Here is a 14181-nt window from a genome sequence, read left to right on the forward strand (position 1 = left end):
GCGGGTACGGTTCGATGCCGAGGTAAGCAAACCGAACGCCCTGCGGCGTGAGCTCAGGGCCGGAAGAGGAAGCTTGCGTTACCACGTAGGGCCCGCGAGCGCCGCCAATTGAACACAGTTTCCAGGAACGAGGTTGCGGTGTACGTAGTGATCATGGGTTGCGGACGGGTCGGCTCTTCGCTGGCACGCGCCCTGGTCCGGGTCGGCCATGAGGTCACCGTGATCGACCGGGACCCCAGCGCCTTCCTGCGTCTCGGCGAGGACTTTCCCGGCGAACGGGTGGTCGGCGTCGGCTTCGACCGTGATGTGCTGACCCGCGCGGGAATCGAGCGGGCCGACGCGTTCGCCGCGGTCTCCTCCGGCGACAATTCCAACATCATCTCCGCGCGGGTGGCCCGGGAAATGTTCGGCGTGCAGCGCGTGGTCGCGCGCATCTACGACGCCAAGCGCGCCGCGGTCTACGAACGCCTCGGCATTCCGACCATCGCCACCGTGCCGTGGACCACCGACCGCTTCCTCACCACGCTGATCGGCGATGGCGGCACCACCACCTGGCGCGATCCGACGGGCACCGTGGCGGTAGCCCAGTTGACATTGCACGAGGAGTGGTACGGGCGCACCGTGCGCGATCTGGAACGCAATGTGGGTGCCAGGGTCGCCTTCATCATCCGGTTCGGTCAGGGCCTGCTTCCCGAGAGCAAGACCGTGGTCCAGGCCGACGACATCGTCTATGTCGCAGCCACCTCCGGCTCCGTCGGCGAGACCGTCGCCTTGGCCGGTAAGCCCCCAGCAAGCGAGGACTGAACATGAAAGTGGCGATCGCCGGAGCCGGCGCCGTCGGCCGATCGATAGCCAAGGAGCTATTGCGCGGCGGCCACCGGGTGATGCTGCTCGAGCGCCAGCTCGACCACATCGACCCCGCCGCCATCCCGGATGCCGTCTGGGTCCATGCCGATGCGTGCGAACTCGCGCTGCTGGAGGACGCGGGTCTGCAGACCTACGAGGTGGTCATCGCCGCCACCGGCGACGATAAGACGAATCTGGTGCACAGCCTGCTCGCCAAGACCGAATTCGGCGTACGCCGGGTGGTGGCGCGGGTCAACGATCCACGCAATGAATGGCTCTTCGACGCATCCTGGGGCGTCGATGTCGCGGTGTCGACACCACGGCTGCTCGCCTCGCTGGTGGAAGAGGCGGTCTCGGTCGGCGATCTGGTCCGCTTGATGACGCTGCGGCAGGGTCAGGCGAATCTGGTCGAGATCACCCTGCCCAGTGATACCGCCTTGGCGGGCAAGCCCGTCCGCACGCTCACCCTGCCGCGCGACGCCGCCCTGGTGACGATTCTGCGCGGCGGCCGGGTGATCGTGCCGCAGCCCGACGACCCTTTCGAGGGCGATGACGAGCTGTTGTTCGTGACCTCCGTGGAGGCCGAGGAAGATCTGCGGGTGGCGCTGGCCACGCACGGCATCAAACCCTGACACCCCGGCAAGGCTGTGATCCGGATCAGCGCCTTGCCTACTTCAGGATGCGGCCGCGAGCTTCGCGCGCAGCCTGTTCAGCGCGCGATGCTGCATCACTCGAACCACGCCGGGACTGGTCCCGATGGCCTCGGCGGTCTGCGCCGCGGTCCAACCGAGCACGATCCGCATCACCAGGACCTCGCGGTGCGCGGGCGCCAGGATCTTCATCAACTCCCGGGTCGCCTCGCGACGTTCGGAGGCGATCGCCCACTCCTCGGGACCGGCGGAGGTCGATGCCGTATCGGGAAGCTCGGCGACCGGGTACATCGGGTGCAGCTGCGAACGCCGGAACGCGTCGGCCACCTTATTTGCCGCGATGCCGTAGACGAAGGCCAGGAACGACTTGCCCTGATCGCGGTAGCGCGGAATGGCGTTGACGGTGGCCAGCAGGATCTCCTGCACCACATCGTCGGCCGTGACGTGCAGATGTGCGGTATTGCCAAGGCGCGCACCGCAGTACCGGCGCACGAGCGGATGGACCAGCCGGATGATCTCGGAAACCGCCGCACGGTCGCCCGCGGCCGCCGGAGCGATCAACTTATCCAGTTCGCCCGATACCCGACGGCTCTCCGAGAGTGCCGGGTTGTGGTGGGTTTGATTCTTCGACATTGCCGCAATGCTGTGCTCGGTAGCCAACGTCCGAGTCCTTCCTCGCCGATCGTGCTTTTTCGCTTGCACTGATCGTCTGATGAACTCGGTCGCCCAACCAGGCACCCCAGGGTGGGTACTGCACCACCTCCGGCGGCGATTCGTTAACACCCCAGCGGAATTCGGGCGGGAATTCCTACGCCGTTCCGGCGGCCGTACCCCGGCTGACCGGCAGATGTCCAGCCCGGCGCACCGCCCATACCGTGACGGCCAGCGCGACGGCGGTCAGCGGCCAGCCCATGGCGATGCGCGCGAAGGCCAGCCAGCCGGTGCGATCGGTGTCGTAGAGCTGGGACTGCACCAGATAGCGGGTGCCGAACACGATCACCCAGGTGGTGGTCGCGAGGTCGTAGAGGCGCACGACGCGACGGTCGGAGCGCCATTCGGTGCCGTGGCCGTTGAGCACACCCCAGATCACGCCGACCAACGGCCAGCGCACCAGCATCGACACCAGGAACACCCCGGCGTACACCAGGCTGGTGTAGATGCCGAACAGGAAGAAGCCCTTCGCCTCACCCATCCGATAGGCGATGAACGCGCAGATGCCCACCCCGAGGAAGCCTGAGATCGCGGGCTGGATCGGGCTGCGCCGCACCAGCCGCCACACCAGAATCGCGGCGGCCACGCCCAATGCCGACCAGATCGCCGCGGTGAGCCCGGCAAAGGTGTTCACGGGCACGAAAACCAGCACCGGCAGCGTGGAGTAGATCAGCCCGCTGAAGCCGCCCAACTGCTCCAGCAGGGTTTGTTCGACCTCTTCGTTTTCGGCGTCTACAGAGCGATCTACGGCATCGGACGGGCCCACGCCGATCGGCTCACGACCTGCGGTGTGGATCTCGGCGGCGTTCTCGTTGCTCGATGGCATACGTCAGCTGTTCTCACGCAATTCGTAGTAGGGGTTGTAGATCACCTTACGACCATCTCGGTCACCTACACGACCTCGGACGAGGATCTTGCGTCCCGGTTCGATACCGGGAATGCGGCGGCGACCGATCCACACCAGACTGATGGCGTCGGTGCCGTCGAAGAATTCTGCCTGGACACTGGCGCCGACGGACTTCGGACATGCCTCGACACTGCGTAGTCGGCCGAGCATGGTCGCTTCGTCCCCACGCTGACAGTCCGAGGCCCGGCAGGCACCCGACGCATCGGCTGATTCGGCGAGTTCCTCGGCGTCCAACTGATCGATATCCTCGGTCAGCCTGCGGCTCAGACGGCGAAAATAACCTGAGGCGGCTGATGACATTTGACGCTCTCCTGCGTGGAGCAAGACGACGTGGGTCACACGCCATCGTGGTTGTTCCGGCGACGACCGGCTTAAGGCCGTATACCCGCCACTGTAGATGGGCAACCCTCCCCCCGCTACGCTCGGACCGGTGTTCGACTCCCCACATTTCGCGCCGGATCGCGGCGCAAGGGCCCCGATCGCCGTGGCGTTGCCGGGAACCGGATCGGATGCCGATTTCGCCCGCCGCGCCTTCGGACCGGCTTGTGCGGCACGCGGAATCGAATTCATCGCTGTCGAGCCCGACCCGCGCGGAGTGGTTGCCGGATATCGGGCGGCGCTCGATGCGGCCGCTGGACGCGGCCCGGTCCTTGCCACCGGGATCTCCCTCGGCGCGGCGGTCGCGCTCGAATGGGCGGCTGAACACCCCGGAGCAGCAATCGGCGTGGTGGCGGCGCTCCCGGCCTGGACCGGACCCGACACCGCCACCTGCCCAGCCGCACTCAGTGCCGCCGCCACCGCGGCCCAGTTGCGTGCGGACGGGCTGGACGCGGTGGTCGAACGCATGCGTGCGAGCAGTCCGCGCTGGCTCGCCGACGCGCTCACTCAGTCCTGGCATTCGCAATGGCCACGGCTGCCAGAGGCACTGCAGGAGGCCGCGGACTACAAATGGCCCGAGGCGGAACGACTCGGCACAGTCGAGGTGCCCGTCGCCATCGTCACCGCGGTCGACGATCCGGTGCATCCGGTGGCGGTCGCCGAGGAATGGGCCGACCTGATCCCGCGTGCCGAGTTGATCCGAATCACCCTCGATGAACTGGGCGCGAATCCCGCGATTCTCGGATACACGGGACTCGCGGCGGTCTAGTTCAGTCCGAGCTGCTGCATGGCCGAGCCGCCCGCGCCGCGGCGCGGTTCATTCGGCATGCGCGGCGGGACCAGCGGCTGGGCTGTGGGCTGGACCGCGGCCTGCTGGGCGGCCATCGCCTGCTGCTGGGCCTCCACCTGCGCCTGATGCGCGGCGGCCAGCTGCTCGGCCAGCTCCGGCGGGAGCACGACGGCCAGCGGCTCGCGCACCGGCATCGGATCGTCACCGCGCCGAATCACGGTCTCGCTCAAGATCGCTCGCGCGGCCCGCACCAGCGGCGCACTGTCATCGGCGGCGCCCTGCGGACCCGCGGCCACCAGGCGCACCATCCACCGCGGACCGTCCACCCCGATGAAACGCAGGTCCGCGCCTTCGGTGATGGCGAGTAGTTCCCGGCCCCACGGTCCGGTCTCCACCGCGACCCTGGCACCGTCCTTGCGTAGCGATTCGGCGAGATCGGCTGCCACCGAACGCCATTGGCCCGCCGACTTGGGCGCGGCATAGGCCGCGACGGTGATCCGACCGTGTTCGGTCGCCATGTGCACCGCCTGCGGCGTGCCGTCCGGGGTCATCTCGACCTGTAGTTGGCCGCCCGGCGGTACCGGCAGGATCACCGAACCCAGATCGAGGCGCTGACCGGAGACATTGTCCAGCAGCTCGGCCACTTCGTCGTAGTCGTAGGGGCCGGATTGGGGCATTTCCACGACGTCGTCATCGGCGTAGTCGGCGGCGTCGTACTCGGATTCGTCGTATTCGGGTTCGTCGTCGTAGTGCCGTACGAGGTACTCAGCCGGGACGATCGGATTCTCGTCGGTGATCGGATCGATGATGGGGTTCTCGTCGGTGATCGGCTCATCGTCGTAATCCGTATCGCCGTAGGTGGCGTACTCGCCGTACTCATCGGCGTACTCGTCGTCGTAGCGCTCCTCGACGTTTTCCTCACGTCCGCCGGCCTTGCGTCTCTTTCCGAACATTCCCGTCATGCCTCCTTGCCGAGAGTGCCCGCCTCGTCGGCCGAGGCGGCCAGACTCGCATGGCCACCGCTCGACCCGTAACCGCCCGCACCCCGCGTGGTGTCGTCGAGTGCCTCGACCTCCACGAAATCGACCAGTTCCACCCGCTGCACCAGCAGCTGCGCGATCCGATCACCGCGACGCAGTTCGATCGGGGTGCGCGGATCGTGATTGATCAGGCACACTTTGATTTCGCCCCGATAGCCCGCATCCACGGTGCCCGGCGTATTCACCACCGACAGACCGGTTTTCGCGGCGAGCCCAGACCTGGGATGGATCAGGCCGACCGTACCGACCGGCAGTGCGACCGCGACACCGGTGCCGACCAGCACGCGCTCCCCCGGTTCGATGATGACGTCCTCCGTAGTGCACAGGTCGACGCCCGCGTCTCCTTGGTGGGCACGGGTTGGCACGGGAATGCCGGGATCAAGCCGCAGCAAAGGTATGGATGATAGGGCGCTCATGACTGCGCCTCGCTGTCGCTCGGCTCCGTCATGACCGCCCAGGCGGCTGTGTTGATTACTCGCTCGCTGCGCTCGCTCACATTGCCCGAGCCTACGCGTACGCTCCCGACCTCAGTGAATTAGTGTTGAGTCGTGTCGGACCAGCCCAACCCAGTGACTATGGACGAACAACAGCGAAGCTTCGAGCCCTATCGCGAGCGCCTATGGGTGCCGCTGTGGTGGTGGCCCATCGCGTTCGCCATCGCCGGGTTGCTGGCCGCCGAAATCCATATGGGCGCACCAGGTCTGCGCGCCTGGTTGCCCTACGCGTTGCTGTTTCCGGTGCCGGTGTGGGTGCTGTTGTGGCTGAGCCGTCATCGGGTGGAAGTCGCCCAGGACGGCTCCGGTATCCGCGAACTCCGCGCCGATCGCGCGCATCTGCCGGTGAACTTCGTGGCCCGATCGGCCACGGTGGCCCCCACCGCGAAGAGCGCGGCGCTGGGCCGCCAGCTCGACCCCGCCGCCTATGTCCAACACCGGCCATGGGTGGGGCCGATGGTGCTACTTGTACTCGATGACCCGGACGATCCGACGCCGTACTGGCTGATCAGTACGCGCCGGCCGGACCGGGTCTTGGCCGCGCTTGGCATACCTGGCTGAGGCCGGGCGTGCCGAGCGCGGGCTGACCGTTGATCTCGGCTCGAGATCAGATCTCGCGCCGCAGATCAGGCTGCGCAGTCCATGCAGATCAGCTGACCGCCACTCTCACTGGCCAGCCTGCTCCGGTGATGGACCAGGAAACAGCTAGAACAGGTGAACTCGTCGGCCTGCTTCGGGATCACCCGAACTGTCAGGACTTCCTCGGACAAGTCCGCGCCGGGAAGCTCGAACGACTCCGCGGTATCGGATTCGTCGATATCCACGACGGCGGACTGTGCCTCGTTGCGACGAGCCTTCAGCTCCTCCAGCGAATCTTCCGACACCTCGTCGGATTCAGTGCGCCTCGGTGCGTCATAGTCGGTTGCCATGTCGTCTTCCCCTCGTCCTTACTCCGTATATCCCGGACCGGGCCACTCACACCGATTCCTTGGAATCGGAATGACCAGCACCGCCCCGCCGGTGGTGCACGTCACACGTACACCGGTCCCCTATCAGGGCGGATCATGCGGACCCACCTTTGATAGCGCTCGGTAAACGCAGGACATGCCCTTCTTGTTCCCGCGACCGACCACCGATTCGGGCTGCGGTGTTTCGATCTGGGCCGCCAGACAATAGCGGACCCCAGAGCAAAAGTCGCAATCAAAACACAGACGATTCGAAACTGAGCGGTAATCGACACCAACCGTGAACTTGCCGAGACCTTACGCACTGTATTTACCCACCCCGTATTTACCCACCCGGCCGACTCCGTCGGCCTGCCATCCCGCTGCATTTACCCACCCCCGGCCGACTCCGTCGGCCTGCCATCCCGCTGCATTTACCCACCCCCGGCCGACTCCGTCGGCCTGCCATCCCCCAGTCGGGAAACGTTTTCGTAGAGTGTGCACGTGGTTTCACTCATCACCGAAGGCAGCGCAACGGATCGAACGGGTCAACCCTTCGTCCGGCGACGCAACCAGCCATGGTTGATCCTGGTCGGCGTCCTACTCCTGATCTGCACCGTGGTGTGGATCAAGGCCCTGACCACCGAGGACAGCAGCGGAACCGCGATGGCGTGCAATTCGCCGAGCCCGGCCACCGACGCGAAATCGCCCCAACCGGCCCCGTTGGGTCAGCGGGTCGGCCAATCACGACTGACCGACGTCGAACCAGCGGCGCTGGCCTCGTCCAAGGTCCGCGTGCTGAACGCGAACAACAAGAGCGGTCAGGCCTCGCACATCGCCTCGGCGCTCGGTGATCTCGGCTTCGCGAGCGCGCCCGGGCAGCAATTCGGTAACGATCCGGTCTATGTCAACGGTGACCTGACCTGTACCGGCCAGATCCGCTTCGGTGTGAACGGCCGACCGGCCGCCGCCTCGGTTCAGCTGGTCGCCCCGTGCGCAGAACTGATCGAGGATCAGCGCAACGACGACACCGTGGACCTGGTGCTCGGTGCGGTATTCGGCGAATCGCTGCGGCCGAGCCCCGACGCCGAGGAAGTGCTGAAATCGCTGAAGAATCCGGCGCCTGGCGGATCCCCTTCCATCGATCCCAAACTGTTGTCAGCGGCGCGTACGGCGCGCTGCTGACCTCTCCTGAACCGACCTTCATCGCCCCGGTGTGCCGCTTCGGCAGACCGGGGCGATCCGTTATTTCAGGCGTCCGGGATCGCGGTGGTCGCGCCGACGCGTTCGAGCAGTTCGGTCAATTCGTTCGCGACGCCCGGTGCGGCGGCGAGAACCAATTCACCTGCCGCACCGGGGCTGGTCGCCGCGGGCAAGCGCAGTTGTGCACCCGCCTCGGCGGCGATCAACGCGCCCGCGGCCCAGTCCCAGGCGTTGAGTCCATGCTCGTAGTACGCGTCGATGCGGCCCTCGGCGACGAAACACAAATCCAGTGCCGCCGCGCCGAGACGACGGATATCGCGGATTTCCGGCAGGATCCGCGCGATCAGTTCCGCCTGCCTGGCCCTGCGGTGCTTGCCGTAGGCGAACCCGGTGGACACCAACGCCATCGCCGCTGATCGCACCGGTGTACAGCGCAAATGCTCCACCGTGCCGTCACCGGTCACCTTCGTGGCACCCATCCGGACCGCGGCGCTGTAGGTCGCCGCTCGCGCGACATCGACGACCGCACCGGCGATGGGGTGTCCGTCGCGTACCGCCGCCACCGAAATCGCGTAGCCCGGAATGCCGTACAGGAAGTTCACGGTGCCGTCGATCGGATCGACCACCCAGTGCACGGTGTCCTCGTCACCGCCGGTCAGACTGCCGCCGCCCTCTTCACCGAGGATCGGATCGCCGGGGCGCGCTTCGCCGAGCAGGCGCCGGATCAGCTCCTCGGTCTCGGTATCGACGATGGTCACCGGATCGGTGGGGTGGCCCTTGGTCTGCACGGCCCCATCGCGCGCACCCTCCGGACCGAATACTTCGGGGCGGCGCGAGCGCACATGCGCGGCCGCGGTTTCGGCGAGTTGGACCGCGATCCGACGCAATTCGGCAACGTCCTCGGATGGCGTCGCGGTCGGTCGGGCGGTAACTGACGCTCTGGTCTCCGGCATGCCCCCATGCCATCACAGATCCTCGGCGAACGGGAACCGATGCCCGCGCATTACTCTTGTCGTGCACGACACAACGCCGTCGTCGGGCACATCACCGCATGCTCCGCGACCAGCCGGTGGTGCGTTCCTGCGCGGCGGCGCGTTCATCACATCGGCCAGCACAGGGAACGAGGGAACGTCATGTCCGCTCGGGGGCACGCATTCGGTATCGATATCGGTGGCAGCGGCGTCAAGGGCGCCGCGGTGGATCTGACCACCGGAGCATTGGTCCATGAGCGGATAAAGATTCTGACACCGCATCCCTCGACACCGCAGGCGGTCGCCGACGCGGTCGCCAAACTGGTCGCCCAGGCCGATTGGGACGGCCCGGTCGGCATCACGCTGCCCTCGGTCGTGTTGGAGGGCGTCGCGCAGACGGCCGCCAACATCGACAAAGCGTGGATCGGCACCGACGCGCGGGCGCTGTTCTCCTCCGCGCTCGACGGTCGTACCGTCACCGTGCTCAACGATGCCGACGCGGCCGGACTGGCCGAAGATCACTACGGGGCGGCAAAAGATTTCGACGGTCTGGTGCTGCTACTGACCTTCGGCACCGGCATCGGCTCTGCGCTGCTTTTCCACGGCACGCTGGTGCCCAACACCGAACTCGGCCATCTGGAGATCGGCGGGATGGAGACCGAACACCGCGCCGCTGCCTCGATCAAGGATCGCGACGGCCTGACCTACGAGCAGTGGGCCGCACAGGTCAGCATTGTGCTCAGTGGGCTGGAGAATTTGTTCTGGCCGAAGGTCTTCGTCGCAGGTGGGGGCATCAGTCGAGATGCCGAGCAATGGATTCCGTTGCTCACCAACCGAACCCCGGTGATTCCCGCGCGACTGGAGAACACCGCGGGCATCGTCGGCGCGGCCATGGCGATCGATGCCGGCATCGCACCGTAGACGCGCGGAGGGTGTGGCATTAGCCGTTGCTGGGATCGTGCCGTAGGTACCCTGGTTCGATCGTTACAATGGAACGTACTCCGGCCGCGAGCCGGAAACCCCAGACCCGGCGCTCAGCCGGTGAAACCCGACAGACCGCTCCGCCGGAACACCACTCTGGCGTGACGCCGCACGAGACCGTCACGAAAGGGCGTACGTGGTAGCCACGACCCGTCAGACCGCCGAATCGGCCGATGCCGACTCCGCAGATGTAACCGAAGCACGGCCGGTCCGCAAGGCTGCCGCGAAGAAGGCTCCGGCCAAGAAGGCCGCCGCCAAGAAGGCTCCGGCCAAGAAGGCCGCCGCGAAGGCCACCAAGGGCCCGGCCAAGAAGGCCGGACCGAAGAAGGCCGGTCCCGAGGGCGAACCCGGCGGCGAAGAGAACGTCGAGACCGAGGATCTGGATCTGGAGGATCTCGGCGATCTCGAGGTGTCCGAGGACGACCTCGCCGACGAGGCCGAGGAACTGGTGGAGGAGGTCGCCGAGGAGGCCGAGGCCGACGAACCGTCCGCCGCGGACAAGGCCTCCGGCGACTTCGTCTGGGACGAGGAGGAATCCGAGGCCCTGCGCCAGGCTCGCAAGGATGCCGAGCTCACCGCATCGGCCGACTCGGTGCGCGCCTACCTCAAGCAGATCGGCAAGGTCGCACTGCTCAACGCCGAAGAGGAGGTCGAACTCGCCAAGCGGATCGAGGCCGGTCTCTATGCGGCGGAGAAGGTGCGCGAATTCGCCGAGCAGGGTGAGAAGCTGCCGGTCGCGATGCGCCGCGACTACACCTGGATCGTGCGCGATGGCAACCGCGCCAAGAACCATCTGCTCGAAGCCAACCTGCGTCTGGTGGTCTCGCTGGCCAAGCGCTACACCGGTCGCGGTATGGCATTCCTGGACCTGATCCAGGAGGGCAACCTCGGTCTGATCCGCGCGGTGGAGAAGTTCGACTACACCAAGGGCTACAAATTCTCCACGTACGCCACCTGGTGGATCCGGCAGGCCATTACCCGCGCCATGGCCGATCAGGCCCGCACCATCCGTATCCCGGTGCATATGGTCGAGGTCATCAACAAGCTCGGCCGCATCCAGCGCGAGCTGCTCCAGGATCTGGGCCGCGAGCCCACCCCGGAGGAGCTGGCCAAGGAAATGGACATCACGCCGGAGAAGGTCCTCGAGATCCAGCAGTACGCACGTGAGCCCATCTCGCTGGACCAGACCATCGGCGATGAGGGCGACAGCCAGCTCGGCGACTTCATCGAGGACTCCGAGGCCGTCGTCGCGGTGGACGCGGTGAGCTTCACGCTGCTGCAGGATCAGCTGCAGTCGGTCCTGGAGACGCTGTCCGAGCGCGAGGCGGGAGTGGTCCGGCTGCGCTTCGGCCTGACCGACGGCCAGCCGCGCACCCTCGACGAGATCGGCCAGGTGTACGGGGTCACCCGTGAGCGCATCCGGCAGATCGAGTCGAAGACCATGAGCAAGCTGCGCCACCCGAGCCGCTCACAGGTCCTGCGCGACTACCTCGACTAGTTCGTTCTGCTCGATTTTCGCCAAGCGCCCGCGCCCAATAGCGCGGGCGCTTTGCTTTTCACACTCCGGTCTCCTTGTCATTGCATCGACCGGCAACTCTGCCCGCATTCGATCCGCCTGCGCCCCGGCTACCGCCGAATCAGACTGTGCCTATTGCGGTTTTCCACACTGTTGAGCCGAACCGCTTCTGCCACAGAATCTTTCGGCGTTCTGAGGGGCAATCGACCAGCCATGTGGCGGCAACCGAGACAGCGTCCGTTCCGTTAACCAATTCGGGTTTCAATCAAACCCAAAAGTGACCGAAACCACTTCTGCGAAACCAAATTTAGACCCCCGCCGGTTCGATCGCTGTCGTATCGTCTGACCCTCTGTTGTTTCAATCGCCGATGTTTTTCTTCGGCAATGGGGGCGTGCGTGCTCGATATCTACCATTTCAGTTACGGTCTGCTGACCCCACTGCTGGCCTACACCATGTCGGTGACCGGATGCCTGCTCGGCTTGCAGTGCGCCGCGCGGGGCCGCACCGGTAAGGATCGGGTCGGCTGGCTGCTCGGCGCCGCGGTCGCGATCGGCGGCACTGGTATCTGGGTCATGCATTTCATCGCCATGCTGGGCTTTTCGATCCGCGGCTCGGAGATACGGTTCGACATTCCACTCACTCTGCTCAGCGCGATCACCGCGATCGCCGTGGTCGGAATCGGGCTTTTCATCGTCGTCAAACCCGAACCCTCACTGCTCGGCCTGCTCAGCGGTGGCACGATCACTGGGCTCGGCGTCGGGGCCATGCATTACATGGGTATGTACGCGCTGAAGTCGAATGCGATGATCACCTACGACGCGCGCCGCGTCGGGCTATCACTGGTCATCGCGGTGGTCGCGGCCACGGTTGCGCTGTGGTTCACGTTGCGGGTCAAGGGATTTGTGGCGACCGTCGGTGCCGGACTGATCATGGGCGTGGCGGTCTGCGGGATGCACTACACCGGAATGTCGGCGATGCACGCGCACACCGGAGATGCCCACGTCCCCGAAGGGGCCGGTGCCATGGATCTGATCGCACCACTGATTGTGGTGGCCAGCGTGGTGACCATGCTCCTGCTCATCAGCGTCAGCCTGACCGAGATCGACCGAAGTATCGAACTGCCGCCGCTGCGCATCGCATCACGCGCCAAACTCGATCCGCTACCGCCGCTGCCACCCGTGCAGTCGGAGATGATGCCGTCCGCGACGGCGTACTGGCCCATCCGGACCGAGGTGCCCGCGTCCCTGAGTTCAGCGAAATCGCCCGCGCGACAAGCTGACTGAGTGATGCGATGTGGACTCAGTCCCTTGTCGGCCAATAGCGCGCCGGTCGCGGTCCGCGTGCACCGTCGTAGGCCGGATCCTCGACATCGGTGATGCCGATATGCAGTAGCAGCATCATGGTCACCATGCCGACGCCGACCGTCAGCGGAGTAAGCAGTTGGGTCGCGCCAGCGCCAGCGGGCGGATGCATATGGTGGCCGTTCTGCACATGCATCGCGAACATGCCGGTGTAGTGCATGCCGCAGACCGCCACGCCCATCACCAGCGCAGCACCGATGGTGGCCAGGGTGCCGCGGACATGTAGCGCGAACCACAGTGCCGCCGTCGCGGCGATCACCGCGATCACCATGGACACCAACACGATTCGTCCGTCGTATTCGATGACCGCATCGGATCTCATCGCGTACATGCCGGAATAGTGCATGGCGCCGACGCCTACACCGGTGATCGCACCGCCGATGTACAGCGCCACCGGCTCCAAGCCCGGCATCTGCGCGACCCGTAAGCCGATCCACACCACCACCATCGCGATCACCGCGCTGAGCAGGGTGATCGGCACGTCGTAGCGGATCGAGGCGCCGTGGATCGAAAAGCCCAGCATGGCAATGAAATGCATGACCCAGATACCGGTGCCGCCGATGGCGACCGCGGCGGCGACGAGCCATCCGGCGTGGCCGCTACCGGCCCGCGCTCGGACCACGCACCGCAGCCCTAGCAATGATCCGGTGAATGACATCAGATAGGCCACAACCGGCGTGAGCAACCCGTGGCTGAAGTGGTTGATTTCCAGCACGCGAACTCCCTCGTTGGGCAGACCTCGGCCATTATCGTGACAGCACGAGCCCGCCCGCTTGTACAAACCAGCAGGTAGGCGATTTACAGTACTACCGTCCGCTAAATTTGTCATGGGATGAATCCAGTCAGTAAGACGGCGCCAGCTACCCGGCGGTGACCCACGTGTCCCATACATACCGAACGGTTCCCCGCCCCCGAATCTTGCAGATTGCCCGCTTCTGGCAATCGATCAGCACCGATATTGCTGGGACACAATGCATCTCGCGAATGCGACAGTCCACGGCGGGCGTTCGCACATCTGCAAGAACATCGCAGCATTTCGGTACACATGCCGAGTCACATTGCGGCCCAGGACCGCCGAGCCGGATCAGCCTCAGTCGCCAACCGGACTTGACCAGCGTCGTGTGCTCGGCACCCGTCGGCAGTATTAGCGTGCGAACCAGCAGAGGTTGCCGAAGGTGGTGGACATCAGGGTCGTACCTTTGGCGATTCGTCGGCCGGCGTCACCGAGCACGATGTATTCGCGGTCGGAATCGTCATACCCGGCACCGAAGGCCGATCGCATGTCGCCGAGCGAGCGGGCGTCGTCGGATCGGGCGGGCAGCGTTTCGCCGGTTGCTGATCGTGCGGCAGCGCGAGGCCAGTGCGACCGCTCATGCGCGCAGCGGCGA

16 protein-coding genes are annotated in these 14181 nt (G+C 65.7%); 8 read left to right on the top strand and 8 right to left on the bottom strand.

Going from position 1 to position 14181, the window contains the following annotated elements:
* Positions 1-138: 138 nt before the first annotated feature.
* Both ACQP2U_RS27240 and ACQP2U_RS27245 read left to right on the top strand, forming a co-directional pair.
* Entirely contained in the window at positions 139-804 is a 666-nt protein-coding gene (locus ACQP2U_RS27240; RefSeq protein ID WP_397028512.1) for a potassium channel family protein, read from the top strand.
* A 2-nt stretch (positions 805-806) separates the two neighbouring features.
* A complete protein-coding gene (locus tag ACQP2U_RS27245) occupies positions 807-1478 on the top strand; it encodes a potassium channel family protein (RefSeq protein ID WP_397028511.1) in 672 nt (223 codons plus the stop codon).
* A 42-nt stretch (positions 1479-1520) separates the two neighbouring features.
* Here the strand turns inward: ACQP2U_RS27245 and shbA are convergent, their stop codons facing one another.
* From shbA to ACQP2U_RS27260, 3 genes are all read right to left on the bottom strand, one after another.
* Positions 1521-2129 (bottom strand): RNA polymerase sigma factor ShbA, encoded by a 609-nt coding sequence (shbA, locus tag ACQP2U_RS27250; protein WP_433710071.1) that lies wholly within the window; start codon positions 2127-2129, stop codon positions 1521-1523.
* A gap of 175 nt (positions 2130-2304) precedes the next feature.
* Positions 2305-3033: a DUF3159 domain-containing protein gene (locus ACQP2U_RS27255; RefSeq protein WP_433710072.1), complete on the bottom strand. Its 729-nt coding sequence runs from the start codon at positions 3031-3033 to the stop codon at positions 2305-2307.
* Positions 3034-3036: 3 nt separating this feature from the next.
* On the bottom strand, positions 3037-3414 hold the full coding sequence (locus tag ACQP2U_RS27260; protein WP_040692536.1) for an OB-fold nucleic acid binding domain-containing protein: 378 nt from the start codon (positions 3412-3414) through the stop codon (positions 3037-3039).
* A gap of 130 nt (positions 3415-3544) precedes the next feature.
* On the opposite strand from ACQP2U_RS27260, the gene ACQP2U_RS27265 reads away from it, so the two are divergent.
* Positions 3545-4261 (top strand): alpha/beta fold hydrolase, encoded by a 717-nt coding sequence (locus tag ACQP2U_RS27265; protein WP_433710073.1) that lies wholly within the window; start codon positions 3545-3547, stop codon positions 4259-4261.
* Here ACQP2U_RS27265 and ACQP2U_RS27270 read toward each other — a convergent pair.
* Together ACQP2U_RS27270 and dut are read right to left on the bottom strand one after the other, a co-directional pair.
* Positions 4258-5235 carry a DUF3710 domain-containing protein gene (locus ACQP2U_RS27270; RefSeq protein ID WP_433716595.1) on the bottom strand — a complete coding sequence of 326 codons (978 nt, stop codon included), beginning with the start codon at positions 5233-5235 and terminating at the stop codon, positions 4258-4260. The genes ACQP2U_RS27265 and ACQP2U_RS27270 overlap by 4 nt on opposite strands.
* A 5-nt stretch (positions 5236-5240) precedes the next feature.
* On the bottom strand, positions 5241-5738 hold the full coding sequence (gene dut, locus ACQP2U_RS27275) for a dUTP diphosphatase (RefSeq protein ID WP_397028503.1): 498 nt from the start codon (positions 5736-5738) through the stop codon (positions 5241-5243).
* Positions 5739-5897: 159 nt separating this feature from the next.
* Here dut and ACQP2U_RS27280 point away from each other — a divergent pair, with 159 nt between their 5' ends.
* Positions 5898-6377, top strand: a complete 480-nt coding sequence (locus tag ACQP2U_RS27280; protein WP_063043606.1) for a DUF3093 domain-containing protein — start codon at positions 5898-5900, stop codon at positions 6375-6377.
* A 65-nt stretch (positions 6378-6442) separates the two neighbouring features.
* On the opposite strand, the gene ACQP2U_RS27285 is transcribed toward ACQP2U_RS27280, so the two are convergent.
* Positions 6443-6745, bottom strand: coding sequence for a DUF4193 domain-containing protein (locus tag ACQP2U_RS27285; protein WP_040692543.1), 303 nt, complete (start codon positions 6743-6745; stop codon positions 6443-6445).
* Between the two features lie 519 nt (positions 6746-7264).
* Between ACQP2U_RS27285 and cei the strand changes: the two genes are divergently transcribed.
* A complete protein-coding gene (gene cei, locus ACQP2U_RS27290) occupies positions 7265-7945 on the top strand; it encodes an envelope integrity protein Cei (protein WP_397028501.1) in 681 nt (226 codons plus the stop codon).
* A 65-nt stretch (positions 7946-8010) separates the two neighbouring features.
* Here cei and ACQP2U_RS27295 read toward each other — a convergent pair whose 3' ends face one another.
* Complete coding sequence (locus ACQP2U_RS27295) at positions 8011-8916, bottom strand: inositol monophosphatase family protein (RefSeq protein WP_433710074.1); 906 nt, start codon at positions 8914-8916, stop codon at positions 8011-8013.
* Positions 8917-9096: 180 nt separating this feature from the next.
* Here ACQP2U_RS27295 and ppgK point away from each other — a divergent pair, with 180 nt between their 5' ends.
* The 3 genes from ppgK (at position 9097) to ACQP2U_RS27310 (ending at position 12715) form a co-directional block, all read left to right on the top strand.
* On the top strand, positions 9097-9855 hold the full coding sequence (gene ppgK / locus ACQP2U_RS27300) for a polyphosphate--glucose phosphotransferase (RefSeq protein WP_433710075.1): 759 nt from the start codon (positions 9097-9099) through the stop codon (positions 9853-9855).
* A 196-nt stretch (positions 9856-10051) separates the two neighbouring features.
* Positions 10052-11413: an RNA polymerase sigma factor gene (locus ACQP2U_RS27305; protein ID WP_433710076.1), complete on the top strand. Its 1362-nt coding sequence runs from the start codon at positions 10052-10054 to the stop codon at positions 11411-11413.
* Between the two features lie 414 nt (positions 11414-11827).
* Positions 11828-12715, top strand: coding sequence for an MHYT domain-containing protein (locus tag ACQP2U_RS27310; RefSeq protein WP_433710077.1), 888 nt, complete (start codon positions 11828-11830; stop codon positions 12713-12715).
* A gap of 16 nt (positions 12716-12731) precedes the next feature.
* On the opposite strand, the gene ACQP2U_RS27315 is transcribed toward ACQP2U_RS27310, so the two are convergent.
* A complete protein-coding gene (locus ACQP2U_RS27315; RefSeq protein ID WP_433710078.1) occupies positions 12732-13508 on the bottom strand; it encodes an MHYT domain-containing protein in 777 nt (258 codons plus the stop codon).
* Positions 13509-14181: the final 673 nt, after the last annotated feature.

The organism is Nocardia sp. CA-084685 (genome assembly GCF_050955785.1).
GTDB lineage: Bacteria > Actinomycetota > Actinomycetes > Mycobacteriales > Mycobacteriaceae > Nocardia.